This is a genomic window from Marinomonas rhodophyticola, from assembly GCF_026113935.1.
GTDB lineage: Bacteria > Pseudomonadota > Gammaproteobacteria > Pseudomonadales > Marinomonadaceae > Marinomonas > Marinomonas rhodophyticola.
On the sequence record NZ_JAPEUL010000012.1, the window covers coordinates 235,653 to 257,244 of the forward strand.

The 21,592-nt window shown below is 46.1% G+C and carries 22 protein-coding genes and 2 pseudogenes; 1 reads left to right on the forward strand and 23 read right to left on the reverse strand.

Translation table 11 applies throughout. The features are described 5' to 3' along the window. Nucleotides 1-168: 168 nt before the first annotated feature. The 14 genes and pseudogenes from ONZ52_RS23260 to ONZ52_RS23330 all read right to left on the reverse strand — a co-directional run bounded on the left by ONZ52_RS23260 (nucleotide 169) and on the right by ONZ52_RS23330 (nucleotide 12,808). Nucleotides 169-702, reverse strand: a complete 534-nt coding sequence (locus ONZ52_RS23260; protein ID WP_265220951.1) for a glutathione peroxidase — start codon at nucleotides 700-702, stop codon at nucleotides 169-171. Between the two features lie 96 nt (nucleotides 703-798). Further along, on the reverse strand, nucleotides 799-2,106 hold the full coding sequence (locus ONZ52_RS23265) for an alpha/beta hydrolase (RefSeq protein WP_265220952.1): 1,308 nt from the start codon (nucleotides 2,104-2,106) through the stop codon (nucleotides 799-801). Nucleotides 2,107-2,116: 10 nt separating this feature from the next. Next, nucleotides 2,117-3,214 carry a D-alanine--D-alanine ligase gene (gene ddlA, locus ONZ52_RS23270; protein WP_265220953.1) on the reverse strand — a complete coding sequence of 366 codons (1,098 nt, stop codon included), beginning with the start codon at nucleotides 3,212-3,214 and terminating at the stop codon, nucleotides 2,117-2,119. 88 nt (nucleotides 3,215-3,302) lie between these two features. Next, nucleotides 3,303-4,055, reverse strand: coding sequence for an AAA family ATPase (locus ONZ52_RS23275; RefSeq protein WP_265220954.1), 753 nt, complete (start codon nucleotides 4,053-4,055; stop codon nucleotides 3,303-3,305). A 106-nt stretch (nucleotides 4,056-4,161) separates the two neighbouring features. After that, nucleotides 4,162-5,526 (reverse strand): NAD-dependent succinate-semialdehyde dehydrogenase, encoded by a 1,365-nt coding sequence (locus tag ONZ52_RS23280; protein WP_265220955.1) that lies wholly within the window; start codon nucleotides 5,524-5,526, stop codon nucleotides 4,162-4,164. Nucleotides 5,527-5,538: 12 nt separating this feature from the next. Beyond that, nucleotides 5,539-6,819 carry an ectoine hydrolase gene (gene doeA, locus ONZ52_RS23285; protein ID WP_265220956.1) on the reverse strand — a complete coding sequence of 427 codons (1,281 nt, stop codon included), beginning with the start codon at nucleotides 6,817-6,819 and terminating at the stop codon, nucleotides 5,539-5,541. Next, nucleotides 6,816-8,075 carry an aspartate aminotransferase family protein gene (locus ONZ52_RS23290; RefSeq protein WP_265220957.1) on the reverse strand — a complete coding sequence of 420 codons (1,260 nt, stop codon included), beginning with the start codon at nucleotides 8,073-8,075 and terminating at the stop codon, nucleotides 6,816-6,818. Before ONZ52_RS23290 ends, doeA begins: the two co-directional genes overlap by 4 nt. A gap of 57 nt (nucleotides 8,076-8,132) precedes the next feature. After that, nucleotides 8,133-8,459: a M20/M25/M40 family metallo-hydrolase gene (locus ONZ52_RS23295; protein WP_265221161.1), complete on the reverse strand. Its 327-nt coding sequence runs from the start codon at nucleotides 8,457-8,459 to the stop codon at nucleotides 8,133-8,135. Continuing rightward, a pseudogene (locus ONZ52_RS23300) lies at nucleotides 8,401-9,098 on the reverse strand (amidohydrolase). The gene ONZ52_RS23295 and the pseudogene ONZ52_RS23300 overlap by 59 nt, the downstream one beginning before the upstream one ends. A gap of 97 nt (nucleotides 9,099-9,195) precedes the next feature. After that, complete coding sequence (locus ONZ52_RS23310) at nucleotides 9,196-9,318, reverse strand: hypothetical protein (protein WP_265220960.1); 123 nt, start codon at nucleotides 9,316-9,318, stop codon at nucleotides 9,196-9,198. Between the two features lie 558 nt (nucleotides 9,319-9,876). After that, entirely contained in the window at nucleotides 9,877-10,722 is an 846-nt protein-coding gene (locus ONZ52_RS24960) for an aldehyde dehydrogenase family protein (protein ID WP_321160407.1), read from the reverse strand. Nucleotides 10,723-10,753: 31 nt separating this feature from the next. After that, on the reverse strand, nucleotides 10,754-11,323 hold the full coding sequence (locus ONZ52_RS24965; RefSeq protein WP_321160408.1) for an aldehyde dehydrogenase family protein: 570 nt from the start codon (nucleotides 11,321-11,323) through the stop codon (nucleotides 10,754-10,756). Nucleotides 11,324-11,473: 150 nt separating this feature from the next. After that, complete coding sequence (locus ONZ52_RS23320; RefSeq protein WP_265220961.1) at nucleotides 11,474-11,764, reverse strand: aldehyde dehydrogenase family protein; 291 nt, start codon at nucleotides 11,762-11,764, stop codon at nucleotides 11,474-11,476. Beyond that, nucleotides 11,703-12,808, reverse strand: a pseudogene (locus tag ONZ52_RS23330) (aldehyde dehydrogenase family protein). Before ONZ52_RS23330 ends, ONZ52_RS23320 begins: the two are co-directional and overlap by 62 nt. Nucleotides 12,809-13,077: 269 nt before the next feature. Between ONZ52_RS23330 and ONZ52_RS23335 the strand changes: the two are divergent. Continuing rightward, nucleotides 13,078-14,001, forward strand: coding sequence for an AraC family transcriptional regulator (locus tag ONZ52_RS23335; RefSeq protein ID WP_265220964.1), 924 nt, complete (start codon nucleotides 13,078-13,080; stop codon nucleotides 13,999-14,001). Nucleotides 14,002-14,049: 48 nt separating this feature from the next. Here the strand turns inward: ONZ52_RS23335 and ONZ52_RS23340 are convergent, their stop codons facing one another. The 9 genes from ONZ52_RS23340 to ONZ52_RS23380 all read right to left on the reverse strand — a co-directional run bounded on the left by ONZ52_RS23340 (nucleotide 14,050) and on the right by ONZ52_RS23380 (nucleotide 21,522). Further along, nucleotides 14,050-15,162: an MFS transporter gene (locus ONZ52_RS23340; protein ID WP_428981202.1), complete on the reverse strand. Its 1,113-nt coding sequence runs from the start codon at nucleotides 15,160-15,162 to the stop codon at nucleotides 14,050-14,052. After that, on the reverse strand, nucleotides 15,074-15,610 hold the full coding sequence (locus ONZ52_RS23345) for an MFS transporter (RefSeq protein ID WP_265220965.1): 537 nt from the start codon (nucleotides 15,608-15,610) through the stop codon (nucleotides 15,074-15,076). The genes ONZ52_RS23340 and ONZ52_RS23345 overlap by 89 nt, the downstream gene beginning before the upstream one ends. A 462-nt stretch (nucleotides 15,611-16,072) precedes the next feature. Further along, nucleotides 16,073-16,612 (reverse strand): nucleotidyltransferase family protein, encoded by a 540-nt coding sequence (locus tag ONZ52_RS23350; protein WP_265220966.1) that lies wholly within the window; start codon nucleotides 16,610-16,612, stop codon nucleotides 16,073-16,075. Nucleotides 16,613-16,902: 290 nt separating this feature from the next. Then, entirely contained in the window at nucleotides 16,903-17,355 is a 453-nt protein-coding gene (locus tag ONZ52_RS23355; RefSeq protein WP_265220967.1) for a GNAT family N-acetyltransferase, read from the reverse strand. Between the two features lie 36 nt (nucleotides 17,356-17,391). Then, entirely contained in the window at nucleotides 17,392-17,850 is a 459-nt protein-coding gene (locus tag ONZ52_RS23360) for a DUF2867 domain-containing protein (protein ID WP_265220968.1), read from the reverse strand. 69 nt (nucleotides 17,851-17,919) lie between these two features. Continuing rightward, nucleotides 17,920-18,558, reverse strand: a complete 639-nt coding sequence (locus tag ONZ52_RS23365; RefSeq protein ID WP_265220969.1) for an ATP-binding cassette domain-containing protein — start codon at nucleotides 18,556-18,558, stop codon at nucleotides 17,920-17,922. Beyond that, nucleotides 18,546-19,241 (reverse strand): ABC transporter permease family protein, encoded by a 696-nt coding sequence (locus ONZ52_RS23370; RefSeq protein ID WP_265220970.1) that lies wholly within the window; start codon nucleotides 19,239-19,241, stop codon nucleotides 18,546-18,548. Before ONZ52_RS23370 ends, ONZ52_RS23365 begins: the two co-directional genes overlap by 13 nt. Beyond that, complete coding sequence (locus tag ONZ52_RS23375; protein ID WP_265220971.1) at nucleotides 19,229-20,290, reverse strand: ABC transporter permease; 1,062 nt, start codon at nucleotides 20,288-20,290, stop codon at nucleotides 19,229-19,231. Before ONZ52_RS23375 ends, ONZ52_RS23370 begins: the two co-directional genes overlap by 13 nt. A gap of 20 nt (nucleotides 20,291-20,310) precedes the next feature. Further along, nucleotides 20,311-21,522 (reverse strand): ABC transporter substrate-binding protein, encoded by a 1,212-nt coding sequence (locus ONZ52_RS23380; RefSeq protein ID WP_265220972.1) that lies wholly within the window; start codon nucleotides 21,520-21,522, stop codon nucleotides 20,311-20,313. Nucleotides 21,523-21,592 lie beyond the last annotated feature (70 nt).

Sequence of the window (21,592 nt, forward strand, 5' to 3'; positions counted from 1 at the left end):
ATTACAGTATTACAGTTCAACCAAGTGTTAAAATATATGAATAATCGTATATTTGATTGTTCATATGTTCAACGTATTCTTAGAAGTCACCGTATAAAAAAATGCCAGCCTACTTTTTAAAGATAAGCTGGCATGATCCTGATGCATAAAGTTTCTAGGATTGAAGGCCTATAAGTCGGCTTCAATCTCCGCCACAAGCGCATCGTCCTTAGGTGTCACATCTGGCGAGAAGCGATGAACTTTGCCTTCTTTGGTGATCAAGAATTTTTCAAAGTTCCACACCACTTCAGGCGCTTTAGTTGCTTCTATTTTATGACCGGCCAACATGGTGACCATAGCATCACGATTTGGCGTAACAGGTGCCGCAGCAATCAAGCTTTTGTACAAAGGATGCTTGTCTTCACCAGTAACAACAATCTTGCTGAACATGGGGAAGGTGACGTCGTACGTTAGACTGCAAAACTGCTGTATTTCTTCATTGCTGCCTGGCTCTTGTCCTGCAAAATCGTTCGCCAGGAACCCAAGAATTTCCAACCCTTGCTCATGGTATTTTTTGTATAAGGCTTCAAGGCCTTCGTACTGTGGCGTTAATCCGCATTTAGACGCGACGTTGACAATTAAAACTGTTTTGCCTTGATAAGTGGATAAATCGACGCTTTTGCCTTGAATGTCATTAACCGTTAGGTTTAGCGGGTGACTCATAAAAACTCCTTATTAATTTGTGTGCAATGCTAACAGCTTAGCGGTTTGTTGCTAAATATAATGCGGAAAAAATGCATAACCTAAGAGCGAGTGTGTTTAGGGCTTTAACGGACCACCTTGATCTGACAGTAATTCACGCAGTTTGCAGAACACCTCTGGCGATTGACGCACGCCATCGTGCTCATAACTGTTAGTAAGCCAAATTTGAGTATTAGCGACTTGCTTGGCGGTTTTTAATGACAGTTCACGCGGCACATACATGTCATTGTGATACACCGCTGCCACCACAGGTACTTTGTTTTTTGACAGCTTCTCTAGATCGTACAAGGGCGTATAATCCCTATAGTTGGCTAGGGCATTTGCCGCGCCCGAAAAAGGTCGTAACGATGCAATTTGCTCAAACATCCATGGGTAAATCATTTCGCCAGTTAACATCAGAGGCGAATGGGAGACGTCAAATTCACTAAATTGCTCACGGAGCTGTTGTGCGGCCCAACTTGTGCTTTCGTTAGGTCGGCCATAAATGCTTTCATGGATGACCGCAAAAAGAGGGGCTTCGTGATAACTGGTTATATTCATGACTTGCTCTAAAAATACATCGCTAAGTCGCGTTTTATCACTGCCAGCAAAGGCTTCATCGATTAACCAATGTACCTGATCAATGCCCGGTCCCATCCCCAGCAGGATGCCGATGCTTTGAAATCGTTCAAGGGTGAGTTGGTCGCCATCAGGTAAAAGCACTTTCTCGTTGGTTAGACATTGTGCAACCTTTGCCAGAACCTTGGCGTCTTCTGGGTAGCGAGCATAATAGTCTTGGTTTTTATCGATCACGTGTTGGTAAGTTAACTGGTAAATCTCTTGTGCAGATTCTTCTAGCCCAGCTAATCCGCCCGTTACATAACACGCTGCTAGGCCTTCAGGTGCTTGGGATAGATAAGCCAGAGTGATAAAACCACCGTAGCTTTGACCCAATGTCTCAAATAAACGGCCGCCATAAATCGTTTTACGTAAGTGCTCGCAGTCGGCCACTATGCTGTCGGCGCGGAATTTAAGCAGATAATCACGGCCTTCTTCGGCAGACAATTTACTAATTAGATTGGCATCGATCCGACTGCTGCGGCCAGTACCACGTTGATCGATTAAAATAATGCGGTGCGTTTTTAAGGCTTCTACCATCCATGACGGGGAACCTGGCATAGGGCGAGGGGATTTGCCGCCAGGGCCACCTTGTAAAAATAGTAATAAAGGTAACTCATCATCGGCGCGGTTTACATCCACCACCTCGCGAGCAAACAGCGTGATGCTTGGACTGTTGTTAGGGGCCTTCCAATCCAAAGGAACTTCTAGTTCGTGATTGGTTATGAGCATCCCTTTCATATTGTATTGTTGGCTGATTGCGTTCATTAATATCCTATTATCGTGAGACTTTAAGTTTGTGTCTTTGTTGAAAGCGCTCTATGGCGAGCGCTATTAATTGGGTCACCAGCGTTTGTTGTGATATGCCGGAATGTTCCCACAGTTTGGGGTACATGCTGATGTTGGTAAATCCAGGCAGTGTATTGATCTCATTAATGAAAATGGTGTCATCGGGCGTTAAAAACATGTCTACCCGTGCCAGTCCTGAACAGCCAAGTAGCTGATAGACCTGAATGGCTGTGGCTTGAATTCTGGCCGTTTGGTTTGCGCTAATGCCGGCAGGGATTTTCAATTCGGTTGCGTCTGCGTCAATGTATTTGCTTTCATAGCTGTAAAACTTGTCACGGGTAATGATTTCGCCAACACATGAGGCCATTACTTTGTCATTGCCAAGGATAGACACTTCCAATTCACGTCCTTCTACCGCTCTTTCTACAAGTACTTTTTGATCGTATTGGAAAGCATTGGTTATGGCTTGAATGAGTGTTTCTTTGTTGTTTGCTCGGCTTACCCCAATTGACGATCCCATGTTTGATGGTTTGACAAAAACTGGGTAGCCATATTGGGCTTCGATAGCATCGACATTCCATTCGTTTTGCCAATGGTAGAGTGTTGTAAACTCGGCGTTATGGATTCCTGCGTCACGTAAAAGACGTTTCATTATGTCTTTATCCATGCCGATAGCACTGGCTGTTACATCAGCACCAACGCAGGGTAAATTCGCCATTTTGGCTAATCCTTGAATGGCGCCATCTTCACCGTAGGGACCATGCAGGACAGGAAATAGAACATCGATTTTCCCAAGTACTTCTTTATTGTCCATGCGAACAAGCTGTCTTTCTGGTCCATTAGGAATCAGGCCAACTTGAGGGGAGGACACGTTGAGGGAAATGTCTTTTGGATTATCTGCATGGAATAACTGAATAGACTCTTCGTTCAGAAACCAACGTCCATCCCGGTCTATGCCAATTAGCACAGGAGTGAATTGCTCTGGATCAAGGGAGCGAATAACATTCTGAGCCGATTGCAATGATACTTCATGTTCGGCTGAGCGTCCGCCAAATACAATGGCAACTGTGATTTTGCCTGATGTCATACTAATCCCTAATGCGTTATTAAAGCGTTTAATGTTACGTCTGTATAATGAGTAAGCGCAATAGTCTGAGGAGAAGAGATTGCTGGGGTTAATTTTCTGAAAATAACTCCTTTAGCATTGGCCCAGGATTGTTTAAAAAGGCTCTGGTGACTCCGTAATGTTCGGTGTCTTCGTATTTGACTGGGTAAATGCCGGTTTTATCGATTTGGTAAATCTTTGCGCCAGGGTAGGCCATAAGGATTGGTGAATGTGTAGCTATAATGAATTGAGATTGGTTGTTTATCAGTTGATGCATTCGACTCAATACGGCCAGTTGTCTTGTCGGCGAGAGGGCAGCCTCAGGCTCGTCAAGAAGATAAAGGCCATTGCCACCGAAACGTTTCAACATAAGTGCGAGAAAGGATTCACCATGAGATTGCTGATGCAGCGATTTTCCGCCATAGCTGTCTTTAATAAATGGCGCTGGTGCAGGATCCTCATCGAGTTCGTCAATATTAGTGGCAACGTTATAGAAGCTTTCTGCCCTCAGAAAAAAACCATCTCGGTAGCGTTTAAAAGATTTTGAAAGGCGTAGATAACTATGTAGATCTGAATGAGTTGTGCGTGTACCGAAGTTGAAGTTTTTTGTGCCACCTTCTGCGTTGAATCCCAGACTCACTGCAATGGCCTCGAGCAAGGTGGATTTGCCACTGCCATTTTCCCCAACAAAAATAGTGACTGCTTTATCGAACTCAATAAAATCCAGTTCCTTTACCGCAGGGATAGAGAAAGGGTAAACCTCAAAAGAGTCGATTAAATCTCTTTTAAGTTCGATGGTTTTTAAATATGGCAGCGGTTCCATGCTCATTACTCTTGCTACTTTTTAGTGTGTTTGAACACATAAAAAAGAGCCTCAAGTGTGAAGAGAGACTCTTTTTATTACTTCTAAGCATAATAGCAATTTAATACTAAGCAATCCAAATCTGTTGCACGTTGACAAATTCGCGTATGCCTTGCGGGCCAAGCTCACGACCATAACCGGATTTACCAATCCCGCCCGATGGCAATCTTGGGTCGCTTTTTACGATGCCATTGACGGCAATTTGTCCTGACTCCAGTGTTTCAATGGCTCGATCTATGGTCGCTTGATTACTAGTCCAAATGCTGGCGCCTAAGCCATACTCCGTGTCGTTCGCCAGTTCCAGCGCTTGATCAATAGTCTCAATCGGCGTCACGCTGAGCACTGGCCCAAAGGTTTCCTCTTCAAACACCGTCATGCCGGGTTTGACGTCGACCAATAACGTTGGTGGATAAAAGAACCCCGAACGAGATGGCAAATCGCCTCCTGTTAAACAGCGTGCACCGGCGTCGATGCTTTGCGATACTTGGCGATGCAGCTGATCACGCAAATCTTCTCTCGCCAATGGACCTAGATTGTTATTTTCGTCTCTTGGATCACCGCATTTAAGTTTGCTAAAGCGTTCTCGCAGCGCTTCACAGACTTTGTTGTAAATGGATTTTTCAACAAACAAACGCTTCACAGCGATACAGGATTGCCCCGCGTTAATCATCCTCGACAAGGTAATAATGTCGAGGGCTTTTTCTAAATCTGCATCGGCCATCAGAATACAAGGATCGGAACCGCCAAGCTCTAATACGGCGGGTTTTAATCCCGCTGCGGCTTGCGAGGCAATGAACTGGCCTGCCTTGCTAGAACCCGTAAACGACACGGCTTTCACTTTCGGGTGATCGATCATTTTACTGGCTACCGAGTTAGGTACTGCCAGATTGGCGACTGCGTTTTCAGGTACGCCAGCTTGATAAAAACATTCGACCAATTTGTTTGCCGTGGCAGGCACATTCGGGTCCGCTTTTAGCACGCAAGTATTGCCCGCCATTAAGGCTGGAGCCAGAAAGCGTAATGCCAACCAAACTGGCGCGTTCCAAGGCAAGATGCCTAATACGGTACCAAGAGGCGGGTATTGCACATAGCTGTGACTGGCATCGGATTCAAGCGATTCAGGCGCTAAAAAATCGGCACCGTGTTCGGCATAGTAGTCGGCACACCAAGCGCTTTTCTCCACTTCGGCAAGGCCTTCTTTTATTGGTTTGCCCATTTCTAACGCCATTAAATTGGCCAGTTCGTTTTGGTTGTCTCGTAACGAAGCCGCTACGGCTTTTAACACAGCCGTTCGCTTAGCAAAGCTTTTGACTTTCCACTCGGCGAAGCCGCTCGCCACTTTATCGATGGTGGCGTGTGCCTGTTCTAAGCTTAATGACGGGAACTTCGGTGGTAGGGCTTGGCCTGTGGTTGGATTGATGGTTTCTAACATAATCACCTCGTATCAGCTGGCTGCTTTTTCGGCTTGCTTGGCATGTGATTTGGCTTTTTTACTCTCTTCTTGTGCTGGCCGTGTATTGGACAGATCAATAGCGAGTTTTGTTGTTTCTTGTCCAGTGCTTAGGGGTTTAACGGTGAAATCTCGATCTAAGTTAAAGAAAGAACGACAACCGTCTTCGGTGATTTCGATGGTGTCTGAAATGCCGCAGGTTTTATTGCCTTCGATGCCCCACATCCATGGAATCATATGAAAAGTCATGCCCGGTTTGAGCACCGCAGAATTACCCTGTTTTAAGCTGATGATGTAGCCTTCGTCCCAGCTGGGCGGGAAAGCGATACCAATGGAATACCCCGAGCGTGTGATCAAGCTGGCACCCACTTGATTGTCCATGATGATATTGCGCACCATGTTGTCCACGTCCGACACCGTCATACCCGGTTGCACCACTCGATGGATTTCATTGAGCGCGCGTTTCATTATTTCTTGTGATTGATACATGGCGTCCGATAATTCGCCCAAAATAACCGTACGCATCATGGCGGTGTGATAGCGACGATAACAACCACCCACTTCTAAAAAGACGTGCTCGTTGGGTTGTACCGTGCGGCCTTCAAAAGTGGCGTGACCAATCATGGTTCTTGGTCCAGAGGTCACATAGGGCATGACGGCCGGTGTTTCGCCACCAGCGCGAAACATGGCGGCCGCGATTTCAGCGCCGATTTCATTTTCGGTAATGCCAGGGCGACAAATTTCAATGCCCGCTTTCATGCCCGCTTCGGTTGCCAACGCGGCGCGACGCATAATGGCGATTTCTTCTTGCGATTTGCAGATTCGGCCTTCTTCCACAATACCGAAGCAATCCATGAGTTTGGCGTTCTTTAAGGTGGTATGAATGCAATCCTGCTGGTACGCAGGGAAAAAGTAACTGTTGCGTTCATAGCCAATGCGTTTGTCGGCCAAACCAAATTCGCGTAGGGCGTCCACCAACATTTGAATGGCATCCCCCGTATCTGGGTAAGGGCGCGTTAATTCGACCCAAGTACGAGCAAAAATATTCGATTCTTCCAACGCCCGAGTGATCATAAAAGGCTCTTTTTCGAGGGGAATCACCAGCGCCTGAAAAAAGGAATAGCCTGTGGTTTGATAGTCGGTTAAATAGGTAATATTTTCCGGATCGGTGACCACGATGGCATCCAAACGGCGCTCGGCAATGCGAGCGCGCAGTTCACCCAAGCGGCGTTGATATTCTGCAAAAGTAAAGGTCATGTCATCGCGTTCAATCATGCGGCTTCCTCCATCACAAAACGTACGGCGTCTTTCAATATATCCAACCCTTCTATTAAATCCGCGTCAGGAATCGTCAAAGGGGGAATAATCTTTAATACACGTCCACCGCTGCCGCATGCGCCCAGCATCAAGCCTTTTTGGAAGCAACGCTGCACCACCTTCGCTGCCACATCGCCGCTACCCATGTCGAGACCAAGGATCAAACCTTTGCCACGCAGTTCTTTGGCGCTGTGTTCGCTCACCAAAGGTTCTAGCGCATGACGCACTGTGTTTACTTTTTCCACGACTTCCGACATTAGCTTGTCGTCTTCAAAGTAACTTAGGGCGACTTCCCCCGCGACAAATGACAAATTTTGTCCACGGAAAGTGCCTGTGTGCTCGCCTGGTGACCAATGCTTATCCAAATCTGGATGAACCAAGTTCATTGCCATCGGTGTGCCTGCGCCACCAATGCCTTTGGCCAGGGTAATGATGTCGGGGTTGATGCCCATGTCATCAAAGCTAAAATAAGACCCCGTGCGACCGCAGCCCACTTGAATGTCGTCAACGATCAATACAGAACCGAACTCTTTGGCAAGCTTTTCTAACTTCTGCATCCATTCTTTGCTGGCGACGTTGACGCCACCTTCTGCTTGAATAGTTTCTACCATAAAAGCTGCTGGTGGTTTGATACCACTGGATGGGTCACGGTATTGATGACCTAAGGCATCTAACGCTGTGAGAGCGGCTTCATGATCATGCTCTTGGTCAAACAACTCATGGCTGACATGCAATAAAGGCACGCCAGAGGCTTGACGGAAATACTCGTTGGCCGTTGCGGCTAATGCGCCCAATGTCATGCCGTGAAACCCCTGACTAAAGGCGACAATGTTATGGCGTCCCGTGGCATTACGAGCCAGTTTCATGGCGGCTTCGACCGCATTGGTGCCGGTTGGTCCCATAAACTGCATGCGATGGGGCATGTTTCTTGGCTTTAAAATCACGTCGGTAAATTTCTGCATAAACTGCGCTTTGGCTTGAGTTTGCATGTCCAAACTGTGCAATACGCCGTCCTTTTGCAAATAATCGATCATGGCTGCTTTCATGTGAGGGTTGTTATGCCCAAAGTTAAGCACCCCAGCACCCGCGAAGAAATCAATGTATTCCTTACCGTCTTCGTCAATTTGACGGGCGTTTTTTGCCGTAACAAAAACCGTTGGGTACGTGCGAGCGTAAGCTCGAATATTGGATTCTCGTTGTTCGAAAATAGTCATAACGCCTCCTATCAACCTCTGTTTACAGCGGTTGTTGGTTCGTGTTTTTTTGGGTTGTTACTCTTCTAGTGAGTGCATAGGTAGTGATTGATCGGCGAGGCCTGCGAGTTGGCAAAACCAACGGCAGACATCGGCAATCAATCGGTCATTGAAATCGTAATGTGGGCTGTGACAAGCCACGCTGTGCGCATCGCCATCGTTACTGCCAATTAAGGCAAAGGCACCGGGAACGGCTTGTAGGTAATAGCTAAAATCTTCTGATGCCATGATTGGCAGAGCTTGCCCATGATGTAATGCGGATTGACCGTACAGCGATTGCCACTCTTTACGAGCCTCGGGTGGCTTGGTCTTTATGATTGATGGTGGCTTGATAGCGCATTTCATGATCAATCGTACACTTTACGCCATAGGCGGCCGCGGTGTAGGTGGCCACCTCGGAAATGTGTTGGTTGAGCTGCTGACGGGTATCCTCGTCAGGAACACGAATACTACCGCTTAACGTCGCCGTTTCTGGGATCACTGTTGGCGCAGTGCCGCCATGTATTTGCGTGACGCTGATCACGGCTGTGGCTTGTGGGGCTATACGACGGCTGACGATTTGCTGTAAGGCTACATTCACCGCGCTGGCTGCCAGAATAGGGTCAGCACACAGTTCTGGTTGGCTAGCGTGACCACCGCGACCTTTGAATATGATATTGAAGGTGCCATTACCGCACATGACAATGTCGTCAGGGCACGCCATGGTGCCATAAGGTAGGGCAGGCCAGTTGTGCCAGCCATAAATCGCGCCGACGTTGTCTAATGCGCCGTCTTTGATCATTTCGCGAGCACCATGCAAGCCTTCTTCGGCTGGCTGAAAATCAGCACAACCGGTTGGGGTAGTTCTGTTTCAAAGTGTTTTAACCAACGTGCTGTTGCTAGCAAGGTGGCTGTGTGTCCATCGTGACCACAAGCGTGCATGCAGCCTTGATTGACGGATTGCCATTCTTTTCCGGTCTGCTCCTCAATGGGTAAGGCATCCATATCGCCGCGCAAAGCAATCGCTGTGCCTTGAGCGTCTTTGTTGAGCCAAGCAATGGTGCCGGTGTCGGCGCAAGCGCGCCATGGGATATCTAATGCATCAAGCTGATAGCGTATTAAGGATGCTGTATTTTTTTCCTGCCAACCGAGCCTCAGGATGAGCGTGCAACTGCTTGCGCAGTTTTTCAGCGAAGAGAATGTTTTCTTGCCATAAATTCTGCATAACGCCTCCCTGAAAAAAGATTAAATACGTAGCGAAATCTGAAAGCTTCATACAGTAGTAATTAAATAATGGTGAGGTTGCAAGTGCAAAAAATAATAATACCGTCAATAAAATGTAGAAATGAAACTAAAATAAAAGAAAAAGACTGCAAAAAAAACGCTCAAAACAAACACATAGAAAAATATGTAAAAAATGAAAAAAAATTTAAAAAAATCTTCTAAATCAATAATAAAAGGCTCTTTTGTCTGCTCTAAAAATGCGCGTCAACGCCCTAAAAATAGGCATTTGTCATGATTTTTGCGTAAAAATAAATATCATGTCAAATTATTTGTTGTGTAAGTATTAATTCGTTAAGAGTTTATATGTCTAAATATAGTGGGCGTTTTATTTAAGAGAGTTAAAGATAAACAAAGTGACTATGTTGGTTTTATTGAGTAACAGAGTGGAAGGCTATTTTGGCCAAAAAAATGCCAATCTATTTAATAATAGACTGGCATTGAATCCTATCTACAGCGTCTTTTATGACTTAACTGTCATAGTTCGCTAGTTTCTGAATGTTTAGAAAGGGTAGTGTTGGTTTGGATCTTCAATGGTGATCCAGCGTAAGTCGCTAAACTCTGCGATCCCTGCTTTACCGCCAAAACGACCGTATCCAGAGTCTCCTACACCACCAAACGGCATTTGAGGTTCGTCTGCGACGGTGGGTCCATTGATATGGCAAATACCGCTTTCTATTGCATTGGCGCAGGCCAATGCTCGGTTGATGTTCTGTGAGAAAACAGCGGAAGATAAGCCGTACTCAGTGTCGTTGGCGACGCGAATAGCTTCTTCATCATCTTTCACTCGAATAATGGACTTCACTGGGCCGAAACTTTCTTCCTTGTAAATACGCATATCTGAACTGACATTATCGAGCAAGGTGGCAGAGAACATCGAGCCGTTGCTGTCCCCACCACACACTAATTTCGCCCCTTTGCTGACGGCATCGTCGATTAAGTCATGCATTTTTTTCGAGACATCTGGATTGACCAGTGAGCCAAGTACGACCTGATCGCGCGGGTTGCCCCAAGGTAATTTAGACGCACGTTCGGCCATTTTAGAGACAAATTCATCGGCAATGGCATCGGCTACGATTAATCGTTCAGTTGACATACAGATTTGCCCCTGATTCATAAACGCGCCAAACAAGGCCGCATTCACTGCGCCGTCGATATCAGCATCGTCCAATATAATTAGCGGCGCTTTACCACCTAACTCTAGCAATGCGGGTTTTAGGTTTTCCCCGGCCAGACGCCCAATAATACGACCAACGGCACTAGAACCGGTGAAGTTAACGTGGCGAACTTCTGGCGCTTCGATCAAAGCTTTCACAATATCCGCTGCATCTTCGGGTGCATTAGACACAAAGTTGATAACCCCTTTGGGTAATCCTGCTTCAATAATAACAATCGACGATCAAACGGTGAGTGAGAGGGCAAAGCTCAGAGCTTTTGAAAATCACCGAGTTACCGCAAGCGATAGGGGTTGCCACAGAGCGGGCGCCCAGAATAATCGGCGCGTTCCATGGTGAAATTGCCAAACATACGCCTTTTGGTTTTTGCACTGCCATGGCAAAGGTGCCGGGTTTATTGGCAGGTATGACTTCGCCACCCATCTGGCTGGTTAATGCGGCTGCTTCACGAATATGACCCGCTGCCAACATGACATTGAACCCTGCCCAAGGTCCTGTCGCACCCGTTTCGGCGATCATGGCTTGGATGAAAGCGTCTTGTTTGCTTTCCATAATGTCTGCGGCTTTGTTGAGGATAGCTCTGCGCTCGCTTGGTCCCGTTTTTGCCCAGCTTTTGAAGGCACTGTTTGCTGATTGCACCGCAGCTTTTACGTCATCAAGCGTGGCACGGGCAGACACTGAGGCCACTTCACCAGTAACTGGGTCTAAACGTGAGAACGTGCTTTGGTTGCTGGCTGAAAGATCTTGTCCACCGATACTAAGTAAGACTGTCATGGTATTCTCCTCTGATTAAAGTGCTAATTCTTCAATGGTAACGGAGGCTTCTAAGCCACCATCTGTTGCAATATGATTGCCGTTTATACAGCAATACCTCATAAGAACCTTCTTCTCATTTTTGTGGTTGTTGATAGCAGTGCATGCGAGCTAGGGTGGGGCGACCGTGATCCACCGCACTTCGGTAAATTCATCTACGCAAGCTTCGCTACCAAAACGTCCGTAACCACTGGACTTAAGTCCGCCAAAAGGCATTGATGGGTCGTCTTTTATGGTTGCGGAGTTGATGTGGCACATGCCGGATTCGAGTTGACTTGCCATGTTTCTTGCCAACGTCAGGTCGCGAGTGAAAATGGCGGCAGCAAGCCCATATTCACAATTATTGGCTACAGTTATCGCTTCTTCGGGGGAATCGACTCGATAAATACCAGCAATGCCCAAAGCATTCTTCTGAGTAGATCCGCATCATCGGCGTGATATGGTCGAGTAAGGTGGCGTCGATAAATTGGCCTCGATCGAGCAGCCCCAGCGATTTGTGTTGCCCTTTATCGAGCGCGTCTTCAATCAGTGCCGACAATCGAGCGGCGATCGATGCGCTGGCGACTGGCCCTAGTTTGACGTGTTTGTGGCGAGGATTGCCCGACACTAGATCGGTAACCATGCTTTTTAAAACCTTGATAAAGTCATCCGCAATGGCTTGTTCCACAATGATTCGATCTGTGGCCATGCAGATTTGCCCCTGGTTCAAAAAGCCCCATAGACGGCGGCTTTTGCCGCTAACTCTAAATTGGCGTCTTTTAATACGATCAGCGGCGATTTACCACCTAACTCTAGCAGGCAGCGTTTCAGGTGTTGCGCGGAAATACTGGCGATGATTTTGCCGATACGAGTTGACCCCGTAAAGTTAATACGTCTGACTGCAGGATTGGCTATAAAACTGCTAATAACTTCTTCTGCATGCTCAGGTGCATTGGTCATCACAGAAAGAACGCCTTTTGGGACGCCTGCCTCGTCAAGCACTTCGGCAATGAGTGAGTGCGTTGCTGGAGACAATTCAGAAGCTTTAAGAATGACACTGTTCCCGAACGCTAGAGGAAAGACAATTGCACGCATAGCTAAAACAATCGGTGCATTCCAAGGAGCGATTGCAAGGCATACTCCCGCCGGTTGGCGTATGGTGTAGGAATCTGATGTTTCATCTGTGTGTAATGTCGATGGATATTTGAGCGCCAGATTCACCGCCGCCTCGATGGCATTCGCGGCCACTTGGATATTGAAATCCACCCAGTCATCAACAGCGCCGATTTCACTCAACATTAATTGAGCAAACCGATCTCGATATTTAGGAATAAGTGCTTTTGCACGGCGAAGAACGGCAGCGCGTTCGAGCACATCTGTGGCGGCCCACTTTGCAAAATTAGCCGCCGCAACAGCAACCATGTGTTCGGCATCTTCAGATCGACCACAGGCTGCACGAGAGGCCACCAAGTTTGTACTTGGGTCCAATCTTTCAAAATACCCCCAGCCATAGCTGGCGTGGGTTTACCGCCAATGAATAAGTTTACCTTAGGTGCTGTAGATACATTTGTATCGCTGTACATGATGCTCAAAATTTCACCTTATCGCTATTATATTTTTTATTTGTCGATGAGCCTGTTTTCAATATTAACAGGTATATTGCTTATAAATATGTTAATTTATGGGTTATTGTTGTTGATTTCTGGTTTATTTGGTCGATTTTTTGGGGGAAGTCTATGTTGGCAAATATCATAGGCACTATGGTGCGGTTTGAATTTATTCAACCGAGTTTACAATCTCGGGTCTTTAGCACAGGAAATGACAATTTTGCGGATTTCAATTTAATTGGGCTGGTACAACTTGGCGGTGCAATAGTGACCATGGAAGAAACGCACCATATTGCAGAGATGTCAATTTTTTGCATTCCGCATAAAAAACTGGCTAAAGTATCGGTGCCAGCAGGTACTCAAATTTGGCTATTAGGTTACCGTAATGGTCTCAGTTCACTGGTTACTGGCTCCGATTCGGACAGTGTGAAACTAGCAACATTGATGCGGCAATTCACCATTACACCTTGTTCAAAAATAGACATCCATGAAGAAATTTTGCCGCTGTTAAAGCTGTTAAATGCAGAAATATCTTCGCTTAACAAACGCTCCCGCTCCGTCATTTGTTCTATCATGCGGATTTTACTAATCAGTATTTATCGACTGAGCAATATCGAATCCATTCGTCTTACTCATTCGCCAGATGAATTGGCGCTGCAACAGTTCCGTCAGCTGGTTGAGATTGAGTATAAAAATAGGCGCACAGTCGCCTATTATTGTGATGAACTCATCATGACGTATGACCGATTACATGCAATTTGCCAGCGCAATCTGAAAAAGTCGCCTTTGCAGCTAATTAACAATCGAGTGTTAATTGAGGCCACCACAAAGCTGAAGCGCTCAACGGAATCAATACAGGCTATCGCCAATGACCTTGGCTATGGCGATGCCAGTCAATTTAGTCATTTTTTTAAAAAAGAGATGGGGATTTCGCCAAGTCAGTTTAAGCGTCAATATAATGAAAAAACGTTCCTGACCGCGATGAACACACACCAGACTTTTCAGATTGGCCATAGGTCGGATTGGCTGTGTTTCACCGCTTGGGTTAACTAATACGCATGATAGCAATTGTCATACGGTTTATAGCAAAGCAAACCGACTCTATTTAGACGTGGTGTGGTTGGGTAAAAATACTCCGATGAGTACGGCTGCAGCGAGAGCAATGACGAACGATACGAACATAGCTTCGCTGGTGCCACTCATGAACGCCGCACGCGCCTGCTCGGTGAACTCAGTACTTTGTGTGCCCAACTCTTGTGCGATCGACAATGCCGCGGCCAGTGACGATTCCGCAGTCGTTCGTAAGGCTTCGGGCAGTTCAGTAGGTGCTTTAGCAATATTGGTTGAGAAGCCAGAAGAAATCATTGAACCGAGTACAGCGATGCCAAGTGCACCGCCCAACTCCCTCGTGGTGTCATTGATAGCAGACCCCATGCCTGAGCGATTTTTAGGGACGGCTGCCATCATCATATTTGTTGCTGGTGTCATCACAAAAGTCATCCCAATGGTGACCGTGCCCATCCCTACCAAGAATTGCCAATACTGCACTTCAACTGGCCATTGGGACATAAATAGGAAGCCCGCAGCAATAAGAACGAGTCCTGGCGCGACTGTCCATTTTGTGCCAATATGATCAACTATCTTGGGGATTATTGGGCTGAGAATCATCATTGGCAGCATAACGGGGAAAAAGGCAATGGAGGACATGAAAGTGCCGTACCCCATGATTAATTGGAAAATCTGACTCATCCCATAGAATGCACCCATCATTGCGAAGAACGTTAGCGTCACAGCAAGTGCTGATAGTCCAAATTCAGGGTGTAAGAATAGGCGGACATCGAGCAATGGACTGGATGCGCGTAATTGTTGCCAGACAAACCCAATTAAAGACAGAGAGCCTAGTACTAACCCAGTTGCGACCCAAATGTTGCTAATACCCATTGATGGTGCCTCAATGATTGCGTAGACAATGCCGCTAAGAGCCACAGTGATCAATGCACCGCCAACCCAATCCACAGGGCTTTTGAACTCATCTTGAGTTTCAGGGACAAGTACATGGTTGAACATAAGAGCAAAGGCTGCGAGGATCGCGCCAAAGATAAAAGTCGAGTGCCAGCTGAAGAATTCAAGAAGCATCCCCGTAATTATTGATCCGAACATCATGCCGACCCCCGAAACAGCCGACCATATAGCAATTGCTCGTGCGCGCTCCACGGACGGAAAGACAAGGTTGACGATGGATAGTGTCGTTGGCGATAACAAAGGCGCCACCAACCCCCATGACTAATCGGGCAGCAATAAGCTCAGTCCCACTGCGGGCTATAAAAGCGGCGTAAAGTGAAGCAAGAGCGAAGACAAATAAGCCAATTTGCATCGCTAATTTGCGACCATAGCGATCTGCAATGGCGCTTGTAATGAACAATAGAGTTGCAAAAATTAAGGTGTACGCTTCGATTGACCAAGTCATTTGCAACTGTGTCATATTAAGTGCGAGAGCAAGTTCGGGTAATGCAAGGTTGAGACTCATGTTGGCAATCATTACCGTCAACAGAGACAAGCACAACACAGCAAGAATGCGCCAACGTCTGTTGAAAGTGTGTTCAGAAATGCCTTCTGTGAGTGCATCTGCTAACGTTGCTTGTACAGTTGTCCTTTTGGTCACAGTAATCCTTATTTTGATCTTTGATGGGCAAAATTCAAATTACTACATGAAGCCTAAACTAACAATAGGATTCCTTAGAGGACTATTCTTAGAGGAAATCTGTGTTTCTGAGTAATATTGAAGAACGTAATTATATTTTTACTATTCGATCACAGAAGATACTACCTCCGAAGGCTAATAGGCATTCATAGCCTTGATTGTCGAGTTGGCGAATCGCGACAGCTGTTGCTTTCGCTGGCGTCATAATAAATGCAATTTGTACAGAAGCGTGACGGGATGGTTTGTGGCTTAAAATTTCTTAAACCACTATCTTTTCACTAAAGCTCTACGCCATCGCCATTCTAAAATAGGGTGATGACTCCAGCACAAGATGCCGCTATACCATCAAGGAATAGAATATTACGACGACAGTCCATATCTTTGAAGGCTCCGATTTTAGTCACTCAAATGGTTGTTAATTCACTATGATTCTAGGGTTAGCTTAGGCCATTGCTTCAGCCACTTTTTTGATGAAAGACGATGTTCAAATATGGCTTTCGTGCGTTTTGGGTTGTGACTTAGCTTTAAGTCAAATAGTGAATCAAAGCCGAAGGCTGATACGCATTCATAGTCTTTATTTTCGAGTTGGCGAATCGCGAAAGCTGTTTCTTTTTCAGGCCAATAGCTCATTGCATCGATCAAGTTTAGATAGGGTTTATCGCCATTTCTTAAATGCATTTTGGCTTGGTTACGAACTTGCCAATTTAGCCCTGGCATCAAGGCTGACAAGCGAGATTCATATTCTAGATGCGCGGTCTCGTTGCTTTCGTTGGTGTCATAATAAATAACGTCAACATCATTTAACGACGTTGGTATTTGTTTGTTATGTAACGAATCCCAGACTAAATTTCTTACGAATCCCGCAGCAATATAGCACTGAGGTAAATCCAGAGAAGCGACACACTCAAGCGCTCTTATTCGAACCTGGTCTTTTTCAATTAACTGAATGATTTTATTTATCATGTAGTATTTTATCGAACGGTTGACTTATTGATATACCAAGTATCCTACTGTTGTCGGGTCTATTTACGAAACTTGGCCATATGACTGCTTGGCAAACGGATGTTGAACCGTTGCTCACTGTGATTGATGGCGAACCATGCAGTGCGTAACCTCAGACACTCTTGCGCAGAATTCCGAGTTATTTAAGCCATTTAACAGTCTATAGACGGGTAATCCATTAGATGGGGCTTTGCTGTCCATTTGCATACTTGCCTCCGTGTAAACTGATTTATTGTGTTTTAGTTAGTAATTTACTTTATACCGGAAAAATGTCGAGTCAAAACATAGAAGTCACTTTCTACATTGGTAATGTCATAGCCCAATTTCTTATAAAACTTTACGGCTTTTTCATTGCGAATGAAACTAGACAGTGTGATTGATTTTCGTTGCTCAGATTGGGCTAATTGATGTACATAATCCATAGTCATATAACCTAATCCCTGATTTTGAAAATCTGGAAACACAATTAATAGATGCACATGATAGGAATTTTCATATGGTTTATAGCAAAGCATACCGATTCTATGATCGTTGTTGTAAATCCAGTAAAACCAAGTCGGGTCATATTCATCAATCAGTCTTTTACGTTGAAAGTCATCGTCCCAGCCGAAAACGGCATCGACATGCTCATAGATGGCTTCCTTAACGATAGAAAACCTTAGCTCATACTCTTGCTGCAAAATTGGTTTTAACGTGATTTCCATTGGCTTTATTTACCACACTAGACGGTCTATTTTTCTCTAGTTGCTCATTGTGTGAACGCGAGCTAACGCGTTCCGAACAATTAAAACATGAAAGGGAAGAATGGTTTTAAGGTAGATTTTTCCACCGATGTTATGGGGATGAACCCATGTTGATAAAAATACTCGTCCATCTTGAGAGATGACAGACACCCTAAAGTCCAAGTGTTTATCGTCAAATCCCGCAATCAATTCATGATCATTTTTTGATTCAACAGGGAAAAAGCCAACCTTATCTGAGGCTTCTGGCCCATCGCTTGATAAGCCAAATTTAGAAACCACAGAATTGCGTATTTTAACCAATAGACGCGCCCAATCAGGGAAATCGGTAACAATGTCGGTTGCTTGGAGAGGTGATAGATTGGACGGAACTGAGTAGCAATCGACAAAATCGGATGGTTGAATACGATGGCGAAGCAGACTGTCTTGAGGCAACTCCGTTTTTATTACCTTGTTCATAGCAAATCATCCTGTTGATTGTCGGTGTCTTCTAATAGTCTAGCTGTTTTTTTGGCTGAATCTAAAGCGCTATTTGCGTACAACTCCCAATTCCAAACATTCTCCTTCCATGGCTTTGGCATCCTCAGTATCGTGGGTGACGAGCAGTGCGGGTATGTTCGCTTGGCGTATTTCGTTGAGAACAAAAGCTCGAACGTCGCGTCTGAGGGCTGGGTCGAGTTTGCTGAAGGGTTCGTCGAGCAGTAGGTAGTCAGGTTTGGAAAGCAAGGTGCGGAGCAGGGCGACGCGGGCTTGTTGGCCACCGGAGAGTTCTTTCGGCAGAGCGTTGGCTTTGTCGGGAATACCGAGTTTTGCCAAGGCGTGTTGTGCCATGTCGATGCGTTCGATTTTATTGATGTTGGCAGGGATGGCAAAGAGCAGATTTTCAATGATGCTCATGTGTGGGAAGAGCAAGGGCATTTGTTGCAACAGGCCGACCTTTCTATCTTGAATGGATTTAGTGTGCAATGCCTCGTCGTTTAAAAAGGCTTCGCCTGTGGTCGTTAAGTTAGGCGATAAAGAGCCACTGAGAAAATGCAGTAGGCTGGATTTACCAATGCCGCTTGGCCCCATGATAGACAAGATTTGCCCAGCGGCAATCTCAAAGTTCAAGTCTTGAATGAGTGTCTTGCCGTCCAATGACAATGAAAACGCTTTTACACTGAGCACTTTTGATTCCTTTTACTGTTTTTGTTAAAGAGCGTTTTGAGCGCCAAGCGCCATTTTGTCCAACGGGGTGGAATGACTAACGCCAGCCAAAATACCAAAATAGGAAAAACGGCTTGCAAGAGCGCCATGCTGCCTACTTGTTTCCTGTCCCCCGATGCCGCTTGCGCTACGGCTTCGGTGGTTAAGGTGCTATAACGGCCTTCGCCTGCAATAAGCGTTGGTAAATATTGGGCAATGCTGACGGAAAAACCAATGGCGAAAGCCGTAAATATGGCGGGTTTTAGCATGGCGATTTTCACTAAGACATAATTGCGCCAAGGACGGTGGTTGAGTCGATTGGCTTGCAGCAAGTAATCTTCTTCATACGCCAAATACGGGCCTTTTAGGGTCAGATACACATAAGGCAATACATACATCAGATGCAGGGCAATAATGGCGCACAGATCGCCATTGAGGTTCAGATAAATCAGCAATACATGCAAACCAAATAAGAAGCCAATTTGGGGCAATAAAATTGGCACATAAATCAGCCAATCAAACACATGAGGCTTGCTGAGTGCGGTGGCTGTTGTGGTGGCGTGGCGTTTGGTTTCCAGCATCACTAAGCTAATCCCGCAGGCAATCAATGTTGCAATGAATGCAATGATCAAGGTATTGCGGCTAAGTTCTATCAGCAGCGGCATGGCGCGGTCAATGTTGTCCCACGTCCATTGGCTTGGTAAGGCATCGGAAAGCGCCAGCGCCTAGCAAGGGACCAAATTGGCAACAAAGCCAGAGCCACAAAGGCATTCAATAAGGCGAGTAAACCTAAAACAACCCCCAATCTGAGCACGCTGTCGGTTAATCCAAAACGCTTACCATTACTGCGTTCAGCTCGGGTTAGCTTGCTAAACAACAAGTGCGCCATTTCCCAGCCCGCGAAGACGAAAATAATGATCAACATAAGAGACATCGCGCCGGCACTGGCCATTAATCGCATGGATAAATCCGGATCGTTAAACCAGCGCAATAGCGTAACCGCTAGCGTAGACGGAGTATTGGGGCCAATCACTAAAGCCAAATCCACTACGGTAAGACTAAAAGCGATGACAATAAAAATGGGCAAACGAATGATTGGATACAACTGAGGGATTAACACTTTACGCCATAAGGTAAAACGACTGTAACCAAGGGCTTGGGCGACTTGCAGGCTTTCTCGTGCCTTGATGCTTTTCATGGTAGCAAGCATGACATACAAGAGGTAAGGCATTTCTTTTATCACTAGGGCAAGAATTAGTGAAATGCCATAGGGATCTTGTACTGTGATCCAATTGGGTGGGCGATCAAATCCCGTTAGCCAAGGGCTAAACAAACGCATTAACCAACCAGACGGGCTCAACAGAAACAACAAGCCAATAGCAATGGCCGCGTGAGGAATCGCCAAAACCGGTGAGAGCAAGGCCTCTATTTTACGAAAAAACGGCCGTTGATAACCCCACGCCAAGAGGGACAATGCCAACCAAAGAGATAGTAAGGGGGCACCAATGCCCGTGATCAGCGTGAGCTTTAAACTGGCGTAGAATTCCCCTTGAGCAAATAAATGACGCCAAGGCGCTAAGGAAATCCTATATTCGCCAAGGGGCGGGAAATACGCAAATGCAGGGAGCAATATGCCGACCAAGCCAATGACAAAGGGAAATATCAACAATAGGGTGATGATTCCTGTGATCCATTTCGCGTGTTTTAACGGCATCTTGCTTCTTATTTCGCTAATTATTGGGCGTAACGCTTACGCCATTCCGTTTCTAACGCACCCATCCAGCTACTGTGTGGCTCTGGCAAGGTTTGCCCCAATTCTTCAATGCTGAGTGTGGCGATACCACGAGGTATCTCATCAAACTGAGCTTGCTCGGCGGGGGACAATTTGGCATAGGATAAAACACTTAAATCGCCCCAAATGGTTGGCGTTTGCTTTTTGATTTGTGCTTCTGGCGACAACAAAAAGTTGGCAACCACTTGTGCGCCCGCTGTTGCGCTGCTGTTATAGGGAATGGCTAAAAAGTGTGTATTACCAATGGTACCGTTAGTAAAGACATAAGAACGTACCGTATCTGGCAAGTTTCCTTGGTCGATTTGAACGGAAGCCGCGGAAATGTCAAAGCTCAAGGCCACGTCGATTTCTTGGTCATCAAGCAAACGCATCATTTCTTCCGAGCTGGATGGAAACGTCTGACCATTACGCCATGCGACTTTATGTAGCTGATCTAAGTAAGCCCACAAAGGCGCCGTAACCGTATCGAAATTCACACTGTCTGCCGGTTGTGAAAGCGCTTGGCGATACGCGGTTAATTCGTACAAGGCTTGTTTCAAAAAAGTCGAACCAAGGAATTGCGGCGGCTCAGGGTAGGTGATGCGTCCTGGGTGCGCTTTAGCAAAATTGAGCAGTTCGGCCATGGATTTAGGAGGGCTGCTTAACGTTGCGGTGTCATACATAAAGATGACCTGCGCCATTCCCCATGGGGATTCCATGCCATCCACTGGTGTGCCGAAATCTTGAGTTAGGCTTTGACGGGCATTTTCATCTACGTAAGTGATGTAGTTTGGTAGAGATTGGCTGAATGGGCCAAATAGAAGGTTATTGTCTTTCATGGTGCGGAAGTTTTCGCCATTGAGCCAGATCAGATCGATTGAACCATTGCTGTCCTTGCTTGCGGCTTTTTCGGCCAATACTCGGTTTACGGCGTCGGAAGTGTCAGTCAACTTCACTTGTTTTAGCGTGACGTCGTATTCTTCTTTAATACGGTCTGCCGCCCATTGAATGTAATCGTTAATGTTATCGGCACCGCCCCACGCATTAAAATACACGGTTTGGCCTTTGGCTTGATCCAAGGTGTCTTGCCATAGATAACTGGTTTCGGCTTGCGCGGTTAGACTGGTCAGCGCGAGCGAGGCCATAATGGAGGCCGCGATTAACGATTTTTTCATTCCTTTCTCCTTAGGTTCTTTCGTTGTTGTCATCTTTACGAGTTGTTAGACGTAAATAGAGTGTTGTTTC